Source organism: Delftia sp. WSY_7, from assembly GCF_043104845.1.
Lineage (GTDB): Bacteria > Pseudomonadota > Gammaproteobacteria > Burkholderiales > Burkholderiaceae_C > Comamonas > Comamonas tsuruhatensis.
The window spans coordinates 33,922-55,167 of the sequence record NZ_JBICLB010000034.1; the positions used below are offsets into that span (position 1 = coordinate 33,922).

At 68.2% G+C, this 21,246-nt stretch carries 20 protein-coding genes; 12 read left to right on the plus strand and 8 right to left on the minus strand.

Annotated elements, in window-relative coordinates:
* Positions 1–196: 196 nt before the first annotated feature.
* The 8 genes from ACF8ME_RS14935 to trpC all read left to right on the plus strand — a co-directional run bounded on the left by ACF8ME_RS14935 (position 197) and on the right by trpC (position 9,409).
* Positions 197–1,693, plus strand: a complete 1,497-nt coding sequence (locus tag ACF8ME_RS14935; RefSeq protein WP_392417190.1) for a hypothetical protein — start codon at positions 197–199, stop codon at positions 1,691–1,693.
* A 167-nt stretch (positions 1,694–1,860) separates the two neighbouring features.
* Positions 1,861–2,973 (plus strand): hypothetical protein, encoded by a 1,113-nt coding sequence (locus ACF8ME_RS14940; protein ID WP_392417192.1) that lies wholly within the window; start codon positions 1,861–1,863, stop codon positions 2,971–2,973.
* A 22-nt stretch (positions 2,974–2,995) separates the two neighbouring features.
* Positions 2,996–4,240: a toxic anion resistance protein gene (locus ACF8ME_RS14945; RefSeq protein WP_392417194.1), complete on the plus strand. Its 1,245-nt coding sequence runs from the start codon at positions 2,996–2,998 to the stop codon at positions 4,238–4,240.
* 2 nt (positions 4,241–4,242) lie between these two features.
* Positions 4,243–5,853, plus strand: coding sequence for a substrate-binding domain-containing protein (locus ACF8ME_RS14950; RefSeq protein WP_392417196.1), 1,611 nt, complete (start codon positions 4,243–4,245; stop codon positions 5,851–5,853).
* A gap of 28 nt (positions 5,854–5,881) precedes the next feature.
* A complete protein-coding gene (locus ACF8ME_RS14955) occupies positions 5,882–6,505 on the plus strand; it encodes a hypothetical protein (protein ID WP_343740628.1) in 624 nt (207 codons plus the stop codon).
* Between the two features lie 398 nt (positions 6,506–6,903).
* Positions 6,904–7,491 (plus strand): aminodeoxychorismate/anthranilate synthase component II, encoded by a 588-nt coding sequence (locus ACF8ME_RS14960; protein WP_012202700.1) that lies wholly within the window; start codon positions 6,904–6,906, stop codon positions 7,489–7,491.
* 29 nt (positions 7,492–7,520) lie between these two features.
* Positions 7,521–8,555 carry an anthranilate phosphoribosyltransferase gene (gene trpD / locus ACF8ME_RS14965; protein WP_013804671.1) on the plus strand — a complete coding sequence of 345 codons (1,035 nt, stop codon included), beginning with the start codon at positions 7,521–7,523 and terminating at the stop codon, positions 8,553–8,555.
* A gap of 50 nt (positions 8,556–8,605) precedes the next feature.
* Complete coding sequence (trpC, locus tag ACF8ME_RS14970; protein WP_016449540.1) at positions 8,606–9,409, plus strand: indole-3-glycerol phosphate synthase TrpC; 804 nt, start codon at positions 8,606–8,608, stop codon at positions 9,407–9,409.
* Here the strand turns inward: trpC and ACF8ME_RS14975 are convergent.
* Both ACF8ME_RS14975 and ACF8ME_RS14980 read right to left on the minus strand, forming a co-directional pair.
* Positions 9,406–9,729, minus strand: a complete 324-nt coding sequence (locus ACF8ME_RS14975; protein ID WP_016449541.1) for a helix-turn-helix transcriptional regulator — start codon at positions 9,727–9,729, stop codon at positions 9,406–9,408. The genes trpC and ACF8ME_RS14975 overlap by 4 nt on opposite strands.
* A 5-nt stretch (positions 9,730–9,734) precedes the next feature.
* The gene (locus ACF8ME_RS14980; RefSeq protein ID WP_392417198.1) at positions 9,735–11,063 is read right to left on the minus strand and encodes a type II toxin-antitoxin system HipA family toxin; all 1,329 of its coding nucleotides are present in this window, start codon (positions 11,061–11,063) and stop codon (positions 9,735–9,737) included.
* A 233-nt stretch (positions 11,064–11,296) separates the two neighbouring features.
* Between ACF8ME_RS14980 and ACF8ME_RS14985 the strand changes: the two genes are divergently transcribed.
* On the plus strand, positions 11,297–12,028 hold the full coding sequence (locus ACF8ME_RS14985) for a uracil-DNA glycosylase (protein ID WP_017405881.1): 732 nt from the start codon (positions 11,297–11,299) through the stop codon (positions 12,026–12,028).
* Here the strand turns inward: ACF8ME_RS14985 and ACF8ME_RS14990 are convergent.
* Positions 12,022–14,055, minus strand: coding sequence for an alkyl/aryl-sulfatase (locus ACF8ME_RS14990; protein ID WP_392417200.1), 2,034 nt, complete (start codon positions 14,053–14,055; stop codon positions 12,022–12,024). The genes ACF8ME_RS14985 and ACF8ME_RS14990 overlap by 7 nt on opposite strands.
* Positions 14,056–14,144: 89 nt before the next feature.
* On the opposite strand from ACF8ME_RS14990, the gene ACF8ME_RS14995 reads away from it, so the two are divergent.
* Positions 14,145–14,858 carry a Crp/Fnr family transcriptional regulator gene (locus tag ACF8ME_RS14995; RefSeq protein WP_209672824.1) on the plus strand — a complete coding sequence of 238 codons (714 nt, stop codon included), beginning with the start codon at positions 14,145–14,147 and terminating at the stop codon, positions 14,856–14,858.
* A 27-nt stretch (positions 14,859–14,885) separates the two neighbouring features.
* Here the strand turns inward: ACF8ME_RS14995 and ACF8ME_RS15000 are convergent, their stop codons facing one another.
* The 5 genes from ACF8ME_RS15000 to ACF8ME_RS15020 form a co-directional block, all read right to left on the minus strand.
* Entirely contained in the window at positions 14,886–15,245 is a 360-nt protein-coding gene (locus ACF8ME_RS15000) for a hypothetical protein (protein WP_047328008.1), read from the minus strand.
* Positions 15,246–15,340: 95 nt separating this feature from the next.
* Positions 15,341–15,724: a roadblock/LC7 domain-containing protein gene (locus tag ACF8ME_RS15005; protein ID WP_016449547.1), complete on the minus strand. Its 384-nt coding sequence runs from the start codon at positions 15,722–15,724 to the stop codon at positions 15,341–15,343.
* Positions 15,714–16,262 carry an ATP/GTP-binding protein gene (locus ACF8ME_RS15010; protein ID WP_392407626.1) on the minus strand — a complete coding sequence of 183 codons (549 nt, stop codon included), beginning with the start codon at positions 16,260–16,262 and terminating at the stop codon, positions 15,714–15,716. The genes ACF8ME_RS15005 and ACF8ME_RS15010 overlap by 11 nt, the downstream gene beginning before the upstream one ends.
* Positions 16,259–16,927: a hypothetical protein gene (locus ACF8ME_RS15015; RefSeq protein WP_016449549.1), complete on the minus strand. Its 669-nt coding sequence runs from the start codon at positions 16,925–16,927 to the stop codon at positions 16,259–16,261. Before ACF8ME_RS15015 ends, ACF8ME_RS15010 begins: the two co-directional genes overlap by 4 nt.
* Positions 16,928–17,372: 445 nt before the next feature.
* Positions 17,373–18,293 (minus strand): LysR family transcriptional regulator, encoded by a 921-nt coding sequence (locus ACF8ME_RS15020; RefSeq protein ID WP_016449550.1) that lies wholly within the window; start codon positions 18,291–18,293, stop codon positions 17,373–17,375.
* A 153-nt stretch (positions 18,294–18,446) separates the two neighbouring features.
* Between ACF8ME_RS15020 and ACF8ME_RS15025 the strand changes: the two genes are divergently transcribed.
* Together ACF8ME_RS15025 and ACF8ME_RS15030 are read left to right on the plus strand one after the other, a co-directional pair.
* The gene (locus ACF8ME_RS15025; RefSeq protein ID WP_244387647.1) at positions 18,447–19,454 is read left to right on the plus strand and encodes a tripartite tricarboxylate transporter substrate binding protein; all 1,008 of its coding nucleotides are present in this window, start codon (positions 18,447–18,449) and stop codon (positions 19,452–19,454) included.
* 172 nt (positions 19,455–19,626) lie between these two features.
* On the plus strand, positions 19,627–21,228 hold the full coding sequence (locus ACF8ME_RS15030; protein ID WP_061289004.1) for a gamma-glutamyltransferase family protein: 1,602 nt from the start codon (positions 19,627–19,629) through the stop codon (positions 21,226–21,228).
* Positions 21,229–21,246: the final 18 nt, after the last annotated feature.

Consider the following 21,246-nt stretch of genomic DNA (forward strand, 5'->3'; position numbering starts at 1 on the left):
TTTTTGCGCCAACAGCCGAGCATTCCCTGTATTGGCCGGATTTCAATGAACACAAGGTATTCACACCATATTGGTGCATGAGAGGTAAAGAAAACCGGAAATCTGCCGATGGTCCGTGGACAGAGAAAATCCCCTGCCTGCAAAGGCCTGGGGCCGCCATTCAGTCAAGACAAGACCGAAGGAAGACGATCAATCCATGACCAGCATTTCATCCACCGGCGCCAGCTTTGCCGCCAGCGCAGCGGGCATGCGGCCCACGGTGTCCGTGAGGTCGTCAGCGACCACGGCAGCTGCTGCACCCGCCGACCCGGGCACGCAGGTCACGCTGGGCCAGTCCACAGGGTCCAGCGTCATCTATGCCAAACCGCAGCCCGTGGAACTGGGCCAGTTCAGGCTGACCCGGGCCTGGGCCTCGCAAGACAGGGACGACATCAGCACCCTGATGGCGCGCAACCTGGGCCTGGGCCCGTCGGCCAGCCTGGCCGACCGCTGGCGCGGCCTGGGCGGCGCCCTGCTGTCGCGCTTTGCGGCCACGCCGTCGGACTACCAACAGACGGTTGCTGAGTACCAGGCGCCCACGGCGGCCAACTCCGTCGCAGGCAGCGCGGATGCGCAGGCCCTGGACAAGTCCGCACTGAGCGATGTGTCCGTGGGCGCTGCCACCGTGAGCCTGAAGATCCGCGCGCAATCGGGCCAGACCGTGGAGCTGCGGATTGCCACGAACGACGGCAGCGAAGCGGGCAGCAGCAGCGGGCTGCGGGTCGAGGTCAAGAGTTCCGGCGCCTTGAGCCAGGCCGAGAGCGCGGCCATTGCCCAGCTGGCCGACGGGCTGGACGAAGCGCTGGAAGGCCTGGGAAAGCCGGGCAAGCCCCAGCTGGAACTGGGCAAGCTGATGGACTTCGACCGCAGCGTGCTGTCCGGCCTGGACCTGGACATCAAGAACCCCAAGCCTTCGCAGCCCCTGTCCTCGTTCAGCCTGCATGTGGGCGCCGATGGCCGATCGGTGGCGATGAAGGGCGCGGCGGGCGAGCTGGCCGTCAACCTGGAGTCCGACGCGCCCGCAGGCGCCAGCGCGTCGCAGCGCCAGTCCGCGCTGGACCAGCATCTGAAGCGCTTTGATGCCGCCGCGCAGCGCGGCCGTGCGGATGCGGCGCTGGTGGACATGTTCAAGAGTGCCTTCAGTCAGCTGCACAACGCGCAGGCGCCGGCCGCGCCGGGCGCCATCGTCGCGCTCTCCGGGCTGGAGCGTTCCGTGCAGTCCCTGCAAAGCGGTCTGGCCGATTTCCAGGCCAGCTTCAGCGGTGATTTCGAGAACACCAATGAATTCGGCGCCGTGACCGAAATCGGCCGCGCCGAGTACCAGGTGGGCCAGAAGACCACCCGGCAGTCCCGCGGCAGGGAGGGCGAGTCGATCGCCCAGGTGGTGACCGAGTCCCTGAACGCCGAGTCCAAAAAGGCGCGCAACCGCAGCATGCTGGATTTGCAGTCGGGCAACTATGACCTGACCAAGGTGCAGGACAGCCGCACCATCACCACGCTGATCGAGACAGCCGGCAAGCAGGTCACCGGCGCGCTGCGCAAGACGCAGGAGCGCCAGATGCAGACGTGGGACCAGCTGGTGGAGCACCGCACCCAGCAGCACCGCGAAACGCCCGGTGGGCGCAGCTTCACTGAGCAACTCGCGTTGAGGTAGTCGCGCTGAGATAGTCGCGTTGAGGTAGTCGCGGCGCGGGCCGGGCCGTGTGTCGTCGTTGTGTCACAAAACTTCCGTATAAGAAGTTTTTTTGAACAGAACATGACAACGGCCCGCGCGTTCATGACCGAATTTCATCTTGCCGTCATCCAGGGCGGAGCCACTCAATGAACGCCCGCCGTGCTTTGGCGGCGGGGCTGGCGGCGCTGCTGCTGGCGGCCGTGGGCGGCGGCGTCTGGTACTCGCGCACGGCCCTGGTGCAGGACCGCCAGGCGCAGCGGGCGCAGCAGCAGGCCGTGACGGCGCGCGGCCTGATCGGCTCCGAGAAGGAAGCCTTCTTCCAGGACGAGCGCGTGCGCGACGTGCTGGCGCGCCACGGCGTGACGGTGACGGTGCAAAAGGCCGGCTCGCGCAGCATTGCCAACAGCTACGACCCCAAGCAGTACGACTTCGGCTTTCCCTCGGGGGCGCCGGCTGCGGCCCAGCTCAAGGCGGCGGCCAGGGCTGCCACGGTCTACACGCCGTTCTACACGCCCATCGTGTTCGCCAGCTGGCGGCCCATTGCCGAGATCCTGATCGCCAACGGCGTTGCGCAAAAGCAGGGCGACTTCTTTTACGTGACCGATCTTCCCGCCCTGCTGGCCATGGCCGGCAAGGGCACGCGCTGGCGTGACCTGAAGGCCTCCGGCGCCTTTGCCACCGGCAAGGCCGTGCTGCCCGCCAGCACCGATGTGCGCAGCTCCAACAGCGCGGCCATGTACCTGGCGCTGGCCAGCTATGTGCTCAACGGCCAGCAGGTGGTGCAGAGCCCGGTCGACCTGGAGCGCGTGATGCCGCAGGTGGCGCCGCTGTTCCTGCGCCAGGGCTTCCAGGAAAGCTCGTCGGCCGGGCCGTTCGAGGACTACCTGGCCCTGGGCATGGGCAAGGCGCCGCTGCTGGTGGCCTATGAGTCGCAGCTGGTGGAGTTCCTGCTGCGCCACCCGCAGCGCAGGAGCGGCGAGATGGTGATGCTCTACCCGCAGCCCACGCTGTATTCCAAGCATGTGCTCGTGCCCTACACGCCGGCAGGCGATCGCGTGGGCCAGTTGCTCGAATCCGACCCGCAACTGCGCGCATTGGCGCAGGAATACGGCTTTCGCACCGGCGGCGACACGCACGGGCCCGAGCGCTGGGCCGGGCAGGGCGTGCAGGCGCCCGCGCAGCTGGTGGAGGTGATCGATCCGCCCAGCCAGGAGTGGCTGGAGCGAATGATCGTGGACATGGAGCAGCGCTTCAAATGACCGAACGTTCCAGGAGCAACCGATGAGCAACACCCCCCAGACCACCGCTGCCAGCGCCGCCGTGGCCGTGCCTGCACAGGAGCAGGATTTCGTGCTGGAGCCGCCCGCGCCCGCCCTGCCCGTGCCCATCGAGTCGGCCAGCGGCAAGGTCCGCCTCAAGGCCGAGGAAGTGCAGCAGCTGGACGCGCAGGTGGCGCAGTTCATCGATGACATCACCGCCAACGACAGCCAGTCGCCCGCCTTCAAGGGCGCGGTCGAGCGCATCCACGGCATGGGCAACAAGGAGGTGCAGGCCGCTGCCGCCGTCTCCAATCGCATGCTGGAGCGTCCCGTCAAGACGCTGAACAACGGCCTGTTCGACCAGGGCAGCCAGATCGGCCAGGGCCTGATCGACCTGCGCCGCCAGGTGGAGGCGCTGGACCCCTCGCGCCAGGATGGCCTGTTCAAGCCGCGCAAGCTGCTGGGCCTGATCCCCATGGGCAACAGGCTGGTGGACTACTTCGACAAGTTCCAGTCCAGCCAGAGCCACCTGAACGCCATCATCGACAGCCTCAAGCGCGGCAAGGACGAGCTGCTGCGCGACAACGCCGCCATCGAGCAGGAAAAGGCCAACCTGTGGGGCCTGATGGAGCGGCTGGAGAAATACATCCACATCGGCAAGAAGCTGGACGCGGCGCTGGAGGCCAAGGCGGCGCAGCTGGACGCCAGCGACCCGGAAAAGGCGCGCGTGGTGCGCGAGGACATGCTGTTCTACGCACGCCAGAAGGTCACCGACCTGCTCACCCAGATGGCGGTGAACGTGCAGGGCTACCTGGCGCTGGACCTGGTGCGCAAGAACAACCTCGAACTGGCCAAGGGCGTGGACCGCGCGACCACCACCACGGTCTCTGCCCTGCGCACGGCCGTCATCGTGGCGCAGGCGCTGGCCAACCAGAAGCTGGTGCTGGACCAGATCACGGCGCTGAACACCACCACGGGCAACCTGATCGCCGGCACCAGCGAGCTGCTGCGCGAGCAAAGCGGGAAGATCCACGAGCAGGCGGCCGGCAGCACCATCGACATCGCCAGGCTGCAGCAGGCCTTCGGCAACATCTACCAGACCATGGACGCCATGGCCGACTTCAAGGTCAAGGCCCTGGCCTCCATGCAGACCACGGTGGACACGCTGTCGCAGGAGGTGGACAAGTCACGCGCCTATCTTGAAAAGAGCCGCCGCGAGGACGTGCGCGAGGCGCTGCAGGCGCCCGCCGGCGAGGTGGTGCTGTGAGCATGTTCCGGCGCCTGGCGGCCTGGTGGCTGCTGGGCCTTGCGCTGGTCCTGGCCGGCTGCGGCAAGTCGCCCGAACCCGCGCCGCAGGCCGCCGCAAAGGCCGATGCGCCCGCCGGTCCCCAGGGTGCATTCACCGTGCTGGCCGGCTCCGAGCTCAAGGACGTGGCGCCCGCGCTGGAGCAGGCCGCCACGGCGGCGGGCGTGCCGCTCAAGCTCAGCTATGCGGGCACGCTGGAGATGGTCGAGCGCATCAATGCGGGCGAGCAGTACGACGCCATCCTGCCGCCCAATGGCGCCTATCCCGCGCTGGCGCTGGCGAACAAGCCGCTGGCGCGCGAAAAGCTTTTCTACTCGCGCGTGGCCCTGGGCGTGAAGGCCCCCGTGCTGCAAAAGCTGGGCTGGGACAAGGCCCCGCCCACCTGGGCCGACATCGCACGCGCTGCCGTCCAGGGCCGGCTGCGCTACGGCATGACCAATCCGGCCAGTTCCAACACCGGCATGAGCGCGCTGTTCGCCGTGGCCTCGGCCGTGGCCGGCAAGACCGAGGACCTGGACGCCAGGGAGGTCAATGCCAAGGTGCTCAAGGACTTCCTGTCGGGCCACAAGCTCACCGCCGGCAGCTCCGGCTGGCTGGCCGAGGCCTTCGAGCGCGAGCCTGGCGCCGTCGATGCGCTGGTCAACTACGAGGCCGTGATCCTGCGCCTGAACGAGAAGCTGCCCGCCGCCGACCGCCTGACCCTGGTCTACCCGCGCGACGGCGTGATCTCGGCCGACTATCCGCTGATGCTGCTCAACGCCGGCCGCCGCGCCGACTATGACAAGCTGGTCGCCCAGTTCAAGGCCCCCGCCTTCCAGGGCCAGCCGCTGCGCCAGGCCCAGCTGCGCCCCGCCAGCCCCGAGGCGCAGGCCAGCCCGGCCCTGCCCACGGCGCCCGTGGTGGAGCTGAGCTTTCCGAACCGGCTGGAGGTGATCGATGCCGTGCTCTCGGCCTACCAGAGCGATCTGCGCCGTCCGGCCACCAGCATCTTCGTGCTGGACGTGAGCGGCTCCATGAAGGGTGCGCGGCTGGCGCAGATGAAGGAGGCGCTCAAGCTGCTGTCCGGCGCCGAGGCATCGGCCGCCAGCCAGCGCTACGCCGCCTTCCAGGCGCGCGAGCGCGTGCTGCTGATTCCGTTCTCGGGCCTGGTCGGCCAGCCCGCGCGCGTGCAGTTCGCGGCGGGCGACCTGCAGGCCGCAAGCGCCCAGGTGCTGGCCTATGCCGACAGCCTGGTGGCCGACGGCGGCACGGCCATCTACGACGCGCTCACGCTGGCCCAGCAGCAGGCACGCCAGGAACTGCGGGCCGATCCCGAGCGCTTCGTCAGCATCGTGCTGCTGACCGATGGCGCCAACACGGCCGGCCGCGACTGGGCCGCGTTCGAGCGCGAGCAGCGCATGGCGCGCGACGGCGGCGCGCCGCTGGTGCGCGTCTTTCCCATCATCTTTGGCGAGGCGCAGTCCGGCGAAATGCAGGCCCTGGCCGCGCTGACGGGCGGGCGCGCCTTCGATGCGCGCAACACCGGCAAGAGCGGACTGCCGCTGGTGTTCAAGGAAATCCGGGGCTACCAGTGACAGCGCCGCCAGCGATGGGACCCGCCTGATGCGCCGCCTGCAGCTTTTCTTCTACGGCAACGGCAACCTCGCCGGCCTGGCGCTGGCCCTGCTGGGGCCGGTGCTGCTGTTTGCCGGCGTGATCGGCGGCGGTTGGGGCTGGATCACGCTGGGGCTGTACGTCGCGGGCCTGCTGCTGGGCTGGGCCCTGCAGCCCGCGGGCGCCAGCTTCGAGCGGGCGCTGCAGCAGCACTGGAGCGCCGAGGACATCCGCGAACGCATCGACGAGCTGGTGCAAAAGGCCCGCCCGATGCTCACGCCCGAGATGCAAAAGCACCTGGACAGCGTGCGCGGCTCGGTGCATGAGGTACTGCCCTCGCTGGCCGAGGCCGGCCCGGTCTTCAACGACGGCCTGTTCACCGTGCGCGAGACGGTGCTGCAGTACCTGCCCGCCACGCTGTCGCACTATGCGGCGCTGCCGCCGCTGTTCCGTGTCACCCAGCCCGTGCAGGACGGCAAGACGCCCAGGCAACTGCTGACCGAACAGCTGGCGCTGCTGGCCGGGCAGATGCAGCAGGTGGTGGCCCATGTGGCGGCCAGCGATGCGCAGGCGCTGCTGGCCAACGGGCGCTTTTTGAAGCAGAAGTTCGACCAGCCGGATTTCCTGAAGTGAGGCGCCCGCAGGGTCGTCCCGCCACGCTGCGCGGACCCTGTGTTAGCATGCTCCGCCATGCAGCCTGCTGCATTCCCGTCTTCCAGACACCTGAACTCTCGATCCAAGACAGCCATGAACGGTACGCCCGTTTCGATCATCGTTGCACAGTGGTGGCGCTTCCAATAAGGAAGCGGCACGTCGTCGCGGTTGCGTACCGCACCTTGCCGCCGTGACGGCAGCAAGGCTCACCCAGCAGATGGCTCCCCGGCACGGCGGCTCCCAGAACCCAGGAGATTGCCCAGATGCCCTCAGATTCCCCCTTCCAGACCCAGGCAGCATTGCGCGCATTCCCGCGCCAGCCTTCGCTGCGGCATGCCCGTGCCACCCGTTTTTCCCTTTGAGACCCAGGAGCCGGTATGACCAGACTGCTGATGATCGACAACTACGACAGCTTCACTTACAACATCGTCCAGTACTTCGGCGAGCTGGGTGCCGATGTCACCGTGGTGCGCAATGACGAGGCCACGCTGGACGAGGTGATCGCCCTGGTCGAGCGCGAGAAGATCGACCGCCTGGTGATCTCGCCCGGCCCCTGCTCGCCGGCCGAGGCCGGCATTTCCGTGGCGGCCATACAGCACTTTGCAGGCCGCCTGCCCATCCTGGGCGTGTGTCTGGGCCACCAGAGCATTGGCGCGGCCTTCGGCGGCGACATCGTGCGCGCGGGCCAGCAGATGCATGGCAAGACCAGCGTCATCACCACCGACCGCAAGGGCGTGTTCGCCGACCTGCCCGAGCAGTTCACGGTCAACCGCTACCACTCGCTGGCCATCGCGCGCTCCAGCCTGCCCGAATGCCTGGAGATCACGGCCACCAGCGAGGACGGCGAGATCCAGGGCGTGCGCCACACCAGCCTGGCCATCGAGGGCGTGCAATTCCACCCCGAGAGCATCCTCACCGAGCATGGCCATGCCATGCTCAAGAATTTCCTGGAACAGAAGGCCTGAGCAGGCCGGCACCCAACCGAGACACCGCAATGACCCAGATCACCCCCCAGGAAGCGCTGCAGCGCACCATCGAGCACCGCGAAATCTTCCACGACGAGATGCTGCACCTGATGCGCCTGATCATGCGCGGCGAGCTGTCGCCCGTGATGACGGCGGCCATCGTCACCGGCCTGCGCGTGAAGAAGGAGACCATCGGCGAGATCACGGCCGCGGCCGAGGTCATGCGCGAGTTCTCCAACAAGGTCCATGTGGAGGACAAGCGCCACCTGGTGGACATCGTGGGCACGGGCGGCGATGGCGCCAACACCTTCAACATCTCCACCTGCTCCATCTTCGTGATCGCGGCGGCGGGCGGCAAGGTCAGCAAGCACGGCGGGCGCAGCGTCAGCAGCAAGAGCGGCAGCGCCGACGCCATGGAGGCGCTGGGCGTCAACATCCAGCTCAGCCCCGAGCAGATCGCGCGCAGCATCGCCGACGTGGGCATCGGCTTCATGTTCGCGCCCAACCACCACCCGGCCATGAAGAACGTGGCGCCCGTGCGCAAGGAGCTGGGCGTGCGCACCATCTTCAACATCCTGGGCCCGCTGACCAATCCGGCCAGCGCGCCCAACATCCTCATGGGCGTGTTCCACGAGGACCTGGTCGGCATCCAGGTGCGCGCGCTGCAGCGCCTGGGCGCCGAGCACGCCATCGTGGTCTATGGCCGCGACGGCCTGGACGAGATCAGCCTGGGCGCGGGCACCCTGGTGGGCGAGCTCAAGGACGGCGTGGTGCGCGAGTACGAGATCCATCCCGAGGACTTCGGCCTGCGCATGGTGGGCACGCGCGCCTTCAAGGTGGACAATCCTGAGGAATCCAAGGCCATGCTGCTGGGCGTGCTCCATGGCGAAAAGAGTGCCGCGCGCGACATCGTCTGCCTGAACGCGGGTGCCGCCCTGTATGCGGCCAACGTGGCCTCCAGCATCGAGGACGGCATGGCCCGCGCCCAGGCGGCGCTGGACAGCGGCGCTGCCCTGGCCAAGCTCAACGAACTCGTGGCCTACACGGCCCGGCTGACGGCCTGAGCCGCGCAGCCCCCATCGACCACCGAATACAAGAAACCAAGGAAAGCAACGTGTCCGACATCCTCAAGCAAATCTGCGACGTGAAAGTGCAGGAAGTGGCCGCCGCCCAGAAGCGCATGCCCTTCGCGGACATGCGCCGCGACGCCGAAAGCCGCGTGCTCACGCGCGACTTCGTGGGCGCGCTGCGCGCCAAGATCGCCGCCGGCCAGGCCGGCGTGATCGCCGAGATCAAGAAGGCCAGCCCCAGCAAGGGCGTGATCCGCGAGGACTTCATCCCCGCCGACATCGCGCAAAGCTATGCCGATGGCGACGGCAAGGGCGTCAGCGCCGCCTGCCTCTCGGTGCTGACCGACAAGCAGTTCTTCCAGGGCAGCGTGGACTATCTCAAGCAGGCGCGCGCCAGCTGCCACCTGCCCGTGCTGCGCAAGGACTTCATGGTCGATCCCTACCAGATCTACGAATCGCGGGCCATGGGCGCCGACTGCGTGCTGCTGATCGCCGCCTGCCTGGACGACGCGCAGATGGCCGAGATGGAACAGATCGCCCACAGCCTGGATATGGCCGTGCTGGTCGAGGTGCACGACGGCGCCGAGCTGGACCGCGCCCTGCGCCTCAAGACCCCGCTGGTGGGCATCAACAACCGCAACCTGCGCAGCTTCGAGGTCAGCATCCAGACCACGCTGGACCTGCAAAAGAACGTGCCCGCCGACCGCCTGCTGGTCACCGAGTCGGGCATCGGCAGCCGCGAGGACGTCAAGGCCATGCGCGATGCCGGTATCCACGGCTTCCTGGTGGGCGAGGCCTTCATGCGCGCCAAGGAGCCGGGGGAGGCGCTGGCCAAGCTGTTTGCCTAAGACGCGTCGTTGTGCGGGCCGGCCGGTGAATCCGGGGTCCGCACGATGCGCACCACCCCGAGCTTGAGCCCCAGCATGGCCAAGATGCGGTTCATGGTCTGCACGCTGCCTTCGCTGCGCTCCTGCTCGATGTCCTGCAGCGTTCTATAGGAAACGCCGCAAAGCTTGGCCATCTCGGCCGTGGTCAGCCGCATGGTCTTCTTCAGATGCCGCACGGCCTGCGGCAAAGACCATTCGGGGTGGGCCAGCACATCGTCAATAGCCTGCCTGCGCAGCTCCAGCTGCTGGGCAATGGGAATGGGGGTGAAACGCTTGTCCATGGTCTTCAGCGCAGCGCAGCGAGCTCCTGCGCACGTGCCAGGAGGGCGGGACGCAGGTGGCCGAGAACCTCGGGCTCCAGCCCTAGCGCCAGACCGTCTGCGGCGATGCGCTCCAGCGCGGGAATCATGGCCTTGAGGCCTTTCACCAGTGGATCGCGCTGCAACGGATCCGACTGCGTGCCCCGGCGTTTTCGAGGGAGCTGCGCGGCCAGCGCACAGACGCTATCCAGCACACGGCGCCAATCGGGCCGGCCGCCCTGTTCATCCCGCCAGCGGATGCGTCGGGCAATGCCGTCCGGGTGGAGATACATGGGCGCAAAGTCGTACAGGGGCGTGAGCGCGATGCGGCCGTCGAAACCGCGCTGCACGGCGGTGTTGCGCGCGTGGTTGTCCTTGTTGCCCAGGGCCAGGTTGGCAATGTCGCGTTTGATGTATTCGAGCACTTCCTGCTGCGGGTGGCTGCAGTGCCGCATCAGCTCCAGGCAGACCGTGTCATGGTCGGGCACGGCTTCGAAGCCTGGCATGCCGGTCAGCGTGGCAATGCTTTCCTGCGCCAGTCGCGTGACCGCGCCCCGGCGCGCCTGCCGGTCAAACCGTCGTATGAACAGCGCACGCTGGTGCAACTCCAGCGGTGCATGCACCCGCAGTCCCAGATCGGCGGCCAGACGCATATAGATGGCCTCATGCCTGAGGATGCAGGCCAGCTGCGGGTCGGTGCCGCGTCCGAACTTGACGATGTAGTGCTGCACCGCCTGCTCGTCCGCAAGGGTGTGGTCCAGGTACAGCAGACCATCCTGGGCGCGTGTCAGCAGCACCTTGGGCCACTCGCCTTGTATCCCGGAGGACCCGGCAACAAACAGGCCATGCGAGGCAAGGTACTCGGAGAACTCGTCGCCGCGTTGCGCAACCTCCTCGTCGGTGAACCCGCGCATGCCTCCCCCATGGTTGCCCAGCCATTGCGCCGCTTCCTTGACGCGCAGGTTTCCTATGGGGTTACCTGCCCCGGCCAGCAGCAACTGCCAGTCGGCAACCGCACCTGCCAGGGGAGATTGGCCCAGGCGTTGCAGCAGCTCGCGCCGACCAAAGCCTTGAGGCAGCATGTCGATCAGAAAGACTGGCCAATGCACCTGCTGCAGGGGCTCCAGCCCCACAGGCCAACGGGCACAAAGGGCGCGGGCATCGGTGGCGCCCGCATGCTGGACCGCCCAGTCCACGGTATAGCCCGAGTAGGTGCTGGCCTTCCAGCCTTCTCCTTGCTGCCCGCGCAGGTCCACGCTCGCGACGTCGTGCCAGGCGCTGCAGTGGTGCAGTTGTAGAGTGCAGTTTGCGGTCATTTACACGAAATTCTAGGTAAAGCATTGGGCTGGCTCAAGGTTTTTCGTATGTTTTTCCGTGTAACCATTGTCTGTCTTTAGGGCGCCATTGGAGGCGGACGTACCTCCCCGCCGCAGGCAAAGGTATGCTTGCCGTGATCCAACAGGCATGGCGCTTGCGCCCATGCATTTCAGCTGTACTTTTTTGAGGGAGGCTGCTGCCTCGGCATGTGGCGGCGGTGCCCCCATCCGCCATGGCCCTTCAAGACGACGCAATCGCCCCGGCGCAAGCCGACCAACTCCAATCCGCCGATCCCGCCGACTGGCCCGTTGCGCCCGACTGGCAGCCCCTGGTCGAGGACTTCTTCGCGGGTGCCACGGGCCAGCAGCTGCTGACCTTTCTGCACCAGCGCCTGGAAGCTGGCGCGGTGATCTTTCCGCCCCAGCCGCTGCGCGCGCTGGAGCTGACACCGCCCGATGAGGTGCGCGTGGTCATCCTGGGGCAGGACCCCTACCACGGCCGGGGGCAGGCCGAAGGCCTGTCGTTCTCGGTGGCGCCGGGCGTGCGCATGCCGCCCTCGCTGCAGAACATCTTCAAGGAGATGCAGCGTGACCTGGGCGTGCCCTTCCCGCCGTTCCCCAACCCGGGCGGCAGCCTGGTCAAGTGGGCCAGGAACGGCGTGCTGCTGCTCAACACCTGTCTCACGGTGGAGGAAGGCCAGGCGGCCAGCCACTCGGGCAAGGGATGGGAGCTGCTGACCGATGCGGTGATCCGACACATCGCCCAGGGCACGCGCCCCGTGGTCTTCATGCTCTGGGGCAGCCATGCGCAGTCCAAGCGCGCCTTCATTCCGGCCGACCGGGGGCATCTGGTGCTGACCAGCAACCATCCCTCGCCGCTGTCGGCGCTGCGCCCGCCCGTGCCCTTCATCGGCAACGGGCACTTCGGCAAGGCGCGCGACTTCCGCGCCCAGCACGGTTACTGAGCGGCCCGCTCGGGGCGTGGCTCCACGATGGGGAACACGCTGTCGAAGCGGTCCAGCATGGACATGAGCGCCGCTACCTTGGAGGCGTCGCCCGCGATGCGCAGCTGGCCGCTCTTGATGGCCTCGGCCATCGTGGTCTCCTGGCCTGCAATGGCGTCCAGCGTGGCGCGCGTCAGGCGCAGGCTCGCGTGGGCGGCGGGCGCAAGGCCCGGGCTCTGGGTGAGGGCGCTGTTCTCCAGGTTCAGGCTGCGCTGCTCGCCGGTGTCGGTGAAGGTCCAGTTGAGCACGATGCGCTGGCCTGCGGCCTTGCCGGCGTCCAGCCGCACGCCCAGGTAGTCGAAGAACATCTCCAGCGGCAGGCTGCGCACCAGGTCGCGCGCGGCGCTGCCGGGCCTGGGCAGTTGGGGCACGCCCTGGCGCAGCTCCGCCGCGCCCTGCAGGAAGGCGTTGCGGGCCGTGGCCGATTCCATCTGGTAGCCCAGCTGTTCATAGGCATTGGCGGCCAGGCGGCGCGCGGCCTGGTTGGCCGGGTCGGCAAAGACCAGCTGCGAGGCGATCTGCGCCACCCAGCGGTATTCGCCGCGCTCGTAGTCGGCATGCGCACGGCGCAGCACGGCGTCGGCGCCACCCATGTACTCCACGGTCTTGCGCGCCGCGGGCACGGGCGGCAGCGCCTCCAGCTGGGCCGGGTTGCCTTCGTAGTAGCCCAGGTAGTGCTGGTAGATGGCGCGGATGTTGTGGCGCAGGTGGCCGTAGAAGGCATGTGTGGCGCCGTCGCGGGCCAGGGATTCGGGCATCTTCAGCATCTCGGCGATCTCCGAGCCCACGTAGCCGTGGTTCATGAGGCGCACGGTCTGGTCGTGCAGGTATTTGTAGGTGTCGCGCTGGCCGGCCAGCATGCGCTGCAGCCGGGGCTGGCCCCAGACCGGCCAGTGGTGCTGGGCGATCAGGATCTGTGCCTGGCCGCCATAGGCGTGCAGGGCGTCGTTCAGGTGGCGTGACCAGCCCAGCGCGTCACGCACCTGGGCGCCGCGCAGCGGCAGCAGGTTGTGCTGGGTGTGGACGGCGATCTCGGCCATGTTCAGCACCTTGAGCTGGGGGTAGTACATGATCATCTCGGCCGGCGCCTCGGCCCCGGGCGTGAGCGCGAACTCGATGTCCACGCCGTCGATGCGCAGGGTCTCGCGCGGCTTGTCGATCACGCGCGTGGGCGCGATCAGCCCCATGGTGCCGGGCGCACCCGCCTTGCCCAGCCCTGCGTCCACCTGTCCCCTGGCATCGCGCGGCAGCAGCATGCCGAACTGGTAGAGCGCGCGCCGGCCCATGGCGTGGCCGGCGATCACGTTCTCGCCCACGGCCTCGGCCATGAAGCCCGCCGGGGCGATGACCTGGACGCGGCCTGCATCCACCTCTTCCTGGCGCACCACGCCGCGCACGCCGCCGAAATGGTCCACATGGCTGTGCGAGTAGATGACGGCCACCACGGGCTTGCGCGGTCGGTGCTGGTAGTACAGGTCCATGGCGGCCTGGGCGGTCTCGGTGTACATCAGCGGATCGACCACGATCAGGCCCGTCTCGCCCTCGATGATGCTCATGTTCGACAGGTCCAGGCCGCGCACCTGGTAGAGCCTGTCGGTCACCTGGAACAGGCCGCTGACGCGGTTGCGCTGTGCCTGGCGCCACAGCGCGGGGTGCACGGTGTCGGGCGCCTGGTCCTGCTGCAGGAATGCATAGGCCTGCATGCCCCAGATGGGCCGGCCCTGGGCATTGCGCACCACCAGCGCATCCGCCGAGGCGATCAGGCCGCGTTGCGCGTCCTCCATGGCCTGGGCGTCGTCCTGAGGCTGCTGCGCCAGCGCAGCCTGCTGGGCCGCGCGCGTGGCCGCGCTGGCTGCCTGTGGCCGGGCCATGTCGGAGACCGGCAGGCTGCTGCCTGCGCAGGCGCTCAGCAGGGCGGCGGCGGCCAGGCAGGCCAGCAGGCGGCAAGGGCGCGCCAGCGCGCGGGGCAGGGGGTGTGAGGCTTGCATGGGAAGGTCTCCTGGCATGTGTTCGATGTCAGCGGCGAAAATACGCAGGCCCGCCGGCTGTGTCTGTCAGCCACCCGACATCCCTTTCCATGCAAGCTTCCCTCGCCTCTTCCTACCTGCCCACGCTGCGCGCCGGCCGCTGGTTCAGCGCATTGGCGCCGCAGTTTGCCGATTTGCTGCTGGCCCTGGCCCAGCCCCGCCGCCTGGAGGCGGGCGAAGCCCTGTTCCTGCGCGGCGATGCGCTGGAGGGCGGTTTGTTCGCCGTGGTCCGGGGCAGCATCGGTTTCTCCGGTGTGGGCGGCCAGAGCGAGCAGGCGCGCGAGGCGCTGCTCACGCGCATGGGACCAGCCACCTGGTTTGGCGAGATCGCGCTGTTCGACGGTTCGCCGCGCACCCACGATGCCCACGCCATGGAGCCCAGCGTGGTGCTGCAGGTGCCACGCCAGCCGCTGCTGGACTGGCTGCAGCAGCACCCCGCGCACTGGCATGACCTGGGCGTGCTGATGTCGGGGCGCATGCGGGCGGCCTTTGCGGCGCTGGAGGACCTGGCCCTGATGCCCGCACCCCAGCGGCTGGCGCGCCGCCTGGTGGCCATGGCGCGTGGCTACGGCGAGCGGCTGGACGATGTGCCGGCCCGGCCGCGCCTGGATGTCACGCAGGAGCAGCTGGCGCGCATGCTGTCGATCTCGCGCCAGACCACCAACGTGCTGCTGCAGGGCCTGCAGGCGCGGGGCCTCATCCGGGTGCAGCGCGGCGAGATCGAGATCCTGCAATGGCAGGCGCTGTGCGCCGAGCGGTTCTGAGCGGCGCAGCCAGTCAAGGGCTGTTGTTCAGACCACCAGCGCATTCTCCACGTCCTGCACCTTGCGGCGCGCCAGCGCGAGATTGGCCTTGGCCTTGTCGAGCACCAGGTACAGGAACAGGCCCTCGTGGTGGGTGGAGGGGCGCAGGATGTGGTACTGCTTGCTCAGCGTGATGAGGATGTCCTCGATGGTGTCTTCCAGGCCCAGCGAGCGCATGGTTTTGAGTTTGGCGCGCACCAGTTCGGTGTTGCCGGCGGCAGCCAGCTCCAGGTCCACGCCCGAGCCGTCCTGCCCCAGGATCATGCCGCTGTTGTAGTCCACCAGTGCAGCGCACATGGCGCCGTCGCAGCGCATCAGTTCATCCATGGTTTGCTTGATATTGGCCATTGTTTTCCTAACTCCCTTGTGTTGCGAAAATGTTCTGCACCTTCGCGGTGCCTTCTTGCCGGATGCATAGGAGCAGCCCTTGCCCGCCTTTGCCATCACGCTTGTTCCAGCGTCCGCACGGCCTCGCGCGAGACATAGAGAACCTGGCCCAGAACGGCCTCGCGCGAGGCCACCACGCTGATGACCAGCGTCAGGCCCGGGCGCTGTGCCTGCAGCATGACGATGAAGCCCTCGGCCGCCTCGACCACCACGTTGGCGCAATGCCCGAGCTGGTTCTCCTCGCCGGCGATCATGCCCAGCGCCGCCATCGAGCTGGCCATGGCCGACAGCCGCGCCGTGCTGCCCTGGCCTTGCGCACGGGCGGCCACCTCGAAGCCGTCCTCGGTGCTGACCACGCAGCCACGCACGCCGTGCAACCTGCTCATCAGCGACTGCACCGCCGCCTGGGCTGCAGCCTTCAAGGCAGCGTCATTCTTCATGGGACTTCTCCTGGGCAAGGGCTTCGATCTGCAGCAGCAACAGCTCGATCAGGGCCACCACCTGCTGGGGGTTGCGCACATCGGCCGGCACCACGGGGCACAGCAGGCCGCGCGATTGCAGGTGCACGGCAAAGCTGTCCAGATCAGGCGCTGTGTACTCCTGCATGCGGCATACCGCCACCACGCATGCCGTGCTGCGCAAGACATCGGACAGGCCCTGGACATAGGTATCCAGGTCGGCCAGCGGATCGGAGCGGCTGTTGTCGATCAGCAAGATCACGCCCAGCGCGCCGCGCGAGAGGATGCGCCACATGAAGTCAAAGCGCTCCTGCCCGGGCGTGCCGTAGAGGTACAGCTTCTCGCCGTTGTCCAGGGTCAGCTCGCCATAGTCCATGCCGGCCGTCGTCAGCGCCTTGTCCAGGGTGTCATCGGTGTTGCGCACGTCGGTGCTCACGGGGGCGATCTCGCTGACGCAGCGGATGGCCGTGGTCTTGCCTGCGCCTGGAGGGCCGGAAATCAGGATCTTGAGTTCGTTCATGGGCGCGCTCCTGCAAACCGGGCCAGGCGAAGGCGTATGCGTTCGAGCACACCCCTGTCCGGCGCTGGGTTGCCGGGGTGCGGTGCGGCGGGCGGGCGGGCCGAGGCCCAGCGCAGCAGGCCGGCGGCGTCCAGCTCGTTCAGAAAACCGGCGCAGATCTCGGGCGGCAGGCCCGAGCGCTGGCACAGGGTCTGCATCGTCGTGGGCTGGCCTGTCAGCAAGGTGGCCAGGCGGATATGGTGGGATCTCGTCAGCAGTTGCGGCGACGGCCAGCGCCGCAGCTGCAGCAGCATCAGCTGATGCTGCGTGTGCAGGCCGCTGGCGTGTGCCTTGGCGCTGGCCGGTTTGCCGTGCACCGACAGGATGCGTGCGCCCATGGTGTTGAGGCATTCCTCCAGCGCCTCGGCGCGCAGGGGCATGCCCAGGTGGCCACCCGCAGGGAAGGCTCCCCTGGGTGGCCCTCCCACGCGCAGCGTCAGCGCGGGCGGGGCGGCAGGCGCTTGGGCCAGTTCGCCATGCACCACCGTCATGTCCGCCTGGGATTCGCGCCACGTCCAGCGGTGCCGTGTGCGGTGATTCACCATCAGCACATAGGAGCGGAACAGCTTGGCGTCGCGGTCCGGCAGGCCATGCAGCATGAAGGTCAGTTCGGTTCGTTCATCCATGCTGTGCCTCCCGCTGCAATTGCCGCCTGCGCCCTCCGGTCTGGTTCGTGTACATGCCTTGCCTCTTCTTTGTAGGTCCGGCGATGGCCGGGTTGTCCATGAATTCATTCAGGAACGGGAGTCCAGGAATCCCGCAAGGGGAAGCCCGACGACAGAGCTGCGGATGATAGGAATGGCGCCGGCGGCTGGCTGTCCGGTCGCGCTGGAGAATCAGAATCGGCTGGGTCAGAATCAGAGTTGTCCTATCCGATTCGTGCCCAATCCGCTCCCAGCCTGAGCGGATCGAGCAAGGGCGATGGATGAATCACGGGTCTGCAGGGCCGTAAAAATCGGAGCTTTCCGAGTTTTGTCCCTGCATCCCTGGTCGGACTGTGGTCTCTTTTCTGGCCGGCCTTGTGTGGGTGGTGCCTGGCGGGCGCTGCCCGCTGCCCGCCGTGTCCTCCGGTTACCAGGGACCGGGCAACCGCAGCTGCAGCATCTCCAGGAAGGACTGCGCCGCATGCGGCAGCGTGCGGCCGGCCAGGGTCTGCACCTCGATGTCGCGCAGGTCCATGCCCCGGTCGCTGAGCGCCACGGCCACCAGCGCGCCCGTGGCCACCATGTGGCGCGCGGCGATCTCGCTGGCCACGGCCACGGCGGCGCCCTGGGCTGCAAAGTTCAGCAGGGTCTTGCCGTGGTTGCTCTCCATCACCGGCATCAGCATCAGGCCCTGGCGGCTGCAGGCGGCGTCCAGCAGCTGGCGCACGGCCGTGTCGGCCGGCGTGAGCGCCAGCGGATGGCGCACCAATTGGGCCAGCGACAGGCGCCGCGCCTGCGCCAGCGCATGGCCGGGGGCGACCAGGGCCACCAGCGGCGCGGCCACGCGGCAGGCCACGGCAATGCCTTTTTCGGGCGCGCGGCTGAAGCACAGGCCGATGTCGGCCGTGCCGCTGCGCACGGCCTCGGGCACGGCGGGCGTGGGCAGTACCATGACCTCGAAGACGATACCGGCGTGCTCGCGCTGGAAGGCCGCGCACAGGCGCGGCAGGAACTCGTTGGCAAAGGCGTCTGAACTGGCGATGCGCACGCGGCCGCTGCGCAGTCCCTGCAGGGCCTCGATCTCGCCCAGCGCGCGCTCGGCATCCAGGCCGGCGCGGCGCACATGGTCGGCCAGGATCTCCCCGGCCGCATTGAGCACCATGCCGCGCGGGTGGCGTTCGAACAGCGGCGTGCCCAGCAGCCCCTCCAGCGCCGCGATCTGGCGGCTGATGGCCGAGGCCGCCACATGCAGCCTCGCCGATGCCTCGGTCAGCGATCCGCATTGCGCCACTTCATGGAAGTAGCGCAGCGCGGTGTCCTGCAGGAGAAGGTGGCGGGCGTCGGGCATGTCGCCCCGATTGTCATCAATTTGCCGCAGAGGCAACGCAGGTTTGCAAATTTGCTGATGGCGGCAAAGGGGCGAGGGTTCTACGATGGCCTGTTGCGGCGTTGCAGGGAGCAGCGGCTGCAGCTGTCCAACCCTCTGACCAGGAGTGTGCCCATGAAGGCATTGCCCAGCGTTTTACTTCCACGCCGCACCCTCGTGGCTGCGGCCTGTGCCCTGGCTGGCGCCATGGCCCTGCCCGCCGTGGCACAGGGCCAGGCGTCCTGGCCCTCGCACCCGGTGCGCCTGGTCGTGCCCTTTCCGGCCAGCGGCGCCACCGACCTCGTGGCGCGCGTGGTGGCGCAGCGCATGTCCCAGGACCTGGGCCAGCAGCTGGTCATCGACAACCGCCCCGGCGCGGGCGGCACCATCGGCACGGGCGAGGCGGCCAAGGCCTCGCCGGACGGCTACACGCTGCTGTTCACCACCAGCAGCACGCATGCCATCTCGCCACACCTGATGACCCGTCTGGCCTACAAGGCCGACAAGGATTTCACGCCCATTGCCGAGATCGGCGGTGCGGCCAGCATCCTGCTGGTCACGCCCTCGCTGCCCGTGCGCAACGTGCAGGAGCTGATCGCCTATGCCAAGGCCCATCCGGGCGCCCTCAACTACGCCAGCAGCGGCAACGGCACCATCGTCCACCTGAACGCGGCGGCCTTCGCGGCGCGCGCAGGCCTGCAGCTGACCCATGTGCCCTACAAGGGCACGGCGCAGTCCATCACCGACCTGTCCGCAGGCCAGGTGCACCTGCTGTTCGACTCCATTCCCACCGGCATGCCCCATGTGGCCAGCGGCCGCCTGCGCGCCCTGGCCGTGACCGGCGACAAGCGCAGCGCGCTGGCGCCCGACCTGCCCACGGTGGCCGAGTCCGGCCTGCCTGGCTATTCTTCGGTCACCTGGTTCGGCGTCTATGGCCCGGCCGGCATGAAGCCCGAACTTGTCGCGCGGATCAATCAGGCCTTCAACAAGGCCATCCAGAATCCCGAGGTGGTGGCCAGCCTGGCCAGGCAGGGCGTGGAAGCCGCATCGCCGCGCACGCCCGAGCAGTTCGCCGCCATGGTGCAGGCCGACAGCGCGCGCTGGGCGCAGGTCATCAAAGACAACAAAATCACATTGGATTGAGTGAAGCACCCCCTGAGCGGCTTTGCCGCTTCCCCCTCTCCTGCGGGAGGGGGACGACGCCCTTGCTGCGGGGTGGCGCGGCCGGCGTAGGCCCTTGCTTGGCGTCCCTGAGCTGGGCCGTGCCTGCGGTTCCTCAAGCTATCGGTGGCGCGTTGGCGCTATGGAAATTGATATGACAAGCACTGTTACGGACTGGACACTTCCCTACGCCTCGCACCGCTCTTCGGTGCTGGGCCGCAACATGGTCTCCACCTCGCAGCCGCTGGCCGCGCAGGCCGGCCTGTCCATGCTGCTGGCTGGCGGCAATGCGGTGGATGCGGCCATTGCCACGGCCATGGCGCTGACCGTGGTCGAGCCCACGGGCTGTGGCCTGGGCAGCGATGCCTTCTGCATCCTGTGGGACGGCAAGGAATTGCACGGCCTCAATGCCTCGGGCCGCTCGCCCGAAGCCTGGACGCCCGAGTACTTCGCCGCGCTGGGCGGCATTCCCGAGAAGGGCTGGAACGCCGTCACCGTGCCCGGTGCCGTCTCGGCCTGGGTGGAGCTGTCGCGCCGCTTCGGCAAGCTGCCGTTCGAGCAACTGGCCCAGCCCGCCATCCGCTATGCGCGTGACGGCTTTGCGGTCTCGCCCACCATCGCCACGCTGTGGGCGCTGGGCGGCGCCAAGCTCGGCGACCAGCCCGGTTTTGCCGAGTGCTTCCTGCCCGATGGCAAGGCCCCCAAGGCGGGCGAGGTGTTCCGCAGCGAAGCCCATGCGCGCACGCTGGAGGAGATCGCCGCCACCAAGGGCGAGTCCTTCTACCGTGGCGCACTGGCGCGCTCGATGGCCGAGCACGCCAAGGCCTGCGGCGGCGCCATGACCGAGGCCGACCTGGCCGCCCACCAGGCCGACTGGGTCGGCACGGTGTCGCAGACCTTTGGCGATTCGGTGATCCACGAGATCCCGCCCAACGGCCAGGGCATTGCCGCGCTGATGGCGCTGGGCATGCTGGATGCACTGGGCGTGGGCGCCGAGCCGCTGGACGGCGTGGAGTCCGTGCACCTGCAGGTCGAGGCCATGAAGCTGGCCCTGGCCGACCTGCACGAATACAACGCCGACGGCGACCACATGCGCGTCGAATCCGCCCATCTGCTGGACGCCGGCTACCTGCGCGAACGCGCGGCGCTCATTGACCGCGAGCGCGCCAGCGCGCCCACCTACGGCGCACCGCGCCCGGGCGGCACGGTCTACCTGGCGGCGGCCGATGCCAGCGGCATGATGGTCTCGTTCATCCAGTCCAACTACATGGGCTTCGGCTCGGGCGTGGTCGTGCCGGGCACCGGCATCAGCCTGCAAAACCGCGGCCACGGCTTCACCACGCAAGCCGGCCATGCCAACGAAGTCGCGCCACGCAAGCGCCCCTCGCACACCATCATCCCGGCCTTTGCGATGAACGCCGACGGCACGCCCCAGATGGCCTTCGGCGTGATGGGCGGCCCCATGCAGAGCCAGGGCCACTTGCAGATGGCCCTGCGTGTGCTGCGCTACGGCCAGAACCCCCAGGCCGCCGCCGACGCACCGCGCTGGCGCGTGACGGGCGGCAAGGGCGTGGCCGTGGAACCCGCCTTCGACGCCGAGGTCGTCGCCGCCCTGCGCGCACGCGGCCACGAAGTCACGGTGGAGGAAGGCCATGGCGTCTTCGCCTTCGGCGGCGCGCAGCTGGTGCTGCGCGACGGCGACCACTACATCGGCGGATCGGACCCGCGCAAGGATGGGGGCGTGGTGGCGTTCTGAGCCCGCGAAAGCCCCAAG